2 pseudogenes are annotated in these 1,528 nt (G+C 65.1%); both read left to right on the top strand.

The window, feature by feature from the left end:
- Window positions 1–174: 174 nt before the first annotated feature.
- Window positions 175–929 (top strand): annotated as a pseudogene (locus ASF41_RS24450) (IS5 family transposase).
- 20 nt (window positions 930–949) lie between these two features.
- Window positions 950–1,433: pseudogene (locus ASF41_RS24445) on the top strand (transposase); the annotation flags it as partial.
- Window positions 1,434–1,528 lie beyond the last annotated feature (95 nt).

Raw genomic sequence — 1,528 nt, 5'->3', positions numbered from 1 at the left:
ATCCGTCAGGTCAAACCGCGCCATCCTCAGTCCTCCATATGGAAAACCAACGACGCACCGACCAAACCGTGCCACCCGTTATGGGTTCACGACCTAGGTAGGAAACTCATACAACCAATTGCTGTCGCTCGCGTTTTCTTCCTGGGTTTGGGTTTCCAGCGCAGGAGGATCGCGATGACACGGTTGTTCTGGCTCTCAGATGAAGCCTGGGGGCGGATCGAGCTGCACCTGCCGCACGGCCAACCGGGCAAACCTCGGGTCGATGACCGGCGGGTGATCAGCGGCATCCTGCATGTGTTGAAGGTTGGCTGCCGCTGGCAGGATACGCCCTCCGCCTACGGCCCCCACACGACGATCTACAACCGCTACAACAGGTGGTCTCAGCGCGGGATCTAGCAACAGCTGTTTGCCAAGATCGCTGCCGCAGGTCCTGTCCCCGACGAACTGATGCTCGATGCCACGCACGTGAAGGCCCACCGCTCAGCATCGGGTGGAAAAGGGGGGCCTGGAGCCAGGCCATCGGGCGCTCGCGCGGCGGCTTCACGAGCAAAATCCATTGCTTGGCCGATGGTCGTGGCCGACCGGTTGCGTTCGCCCTGACGCCCGGCAACGTGGCCGACATCACCATGGCGCTGCCTCTGGTGCAGGCCGTGGTGCCGCCCAAGCGCCTGATCGCCGACAAGGCCTACGATGCGCAGAGCCTGAGGGACTGGCTGAAGAGCCACCGGGTGATCGCCACCATCCCGTCCACGGCCACACGGACAGTGCCCTACAAGCACAGCCGGATCGCCTACCGGCGGCGCAATCGGATCGAGCGCCTGTTCGGTCATCTCAAGAACTGGCGACGTGTCGCGACCCGCTACGACCGCTCGGCCTGCAACTACCTCGCCGCCGTCGCCCTCGTTTCCTGTGTCATCGCATGGACTTGAATGAGTCCCCTACCTAGAGCTACAGCCGCGGCCTGTACGCCTCGCGTGAGCTCGCCCGAGCCTGCGAGGAGCGGGTCGACGTCATGGCGGTGATCGGCCTGAACCGGCCAGACATCCGAACCATCGCCGCCTTCCGCAAGCGCCACCTCGTGGCCTTGTCCGACCTGTTCTTGCAAGTGCTGCGTCTGTGCTGGGCGGCTGGCTTGGTGCAGTTTGCCCACGTGGCGGTGGACGGCACTGGGATTGCCCCGTTTCTGTGGACGGTTAGGGGGCTTAGCTGAGCCGGCGCTGGCCGCCGAGGTCGACGCCTGGCTGGAGCAAGCGCGCGAGGCCGACGCGGCGAAGGATGAAGTGCAGGGCGTGACCCGGCGTGGGGACGAGACGCCGGACTGGATGGCCGACAAGGTTCGGCGGCTGGAGACGATCCGCGCTGCCAAGGCTGCGCGGGAGGCGGAAGCGATCGATCCGCCAAGCCCTGAGGACCAGAGCGGGCCGGGTGCATCCTAGTGGTGCGAGTCTAACATTTGGTGCCCGCGCTTTGCGGCCTGGATGATGCGATCCGGGTCGGCAGTCCAGACGAAGGGCTTTGGGTCGCCGTT

Origin of the sequence: Methylobacterium sp. Leaf111 (genome assembly GCF_001423285.1) — a bacterium.
Lineage (GTDB): Bacteria > Pseudomonadota > Alphaproteobacteria > Rhizobiales > Beijerinckiaceae > Methylobacterium.
Note: the sequence above shows the minus strand (reverse complement) of the source record. Positions and strands in the feature narration are given on the sequence as shown.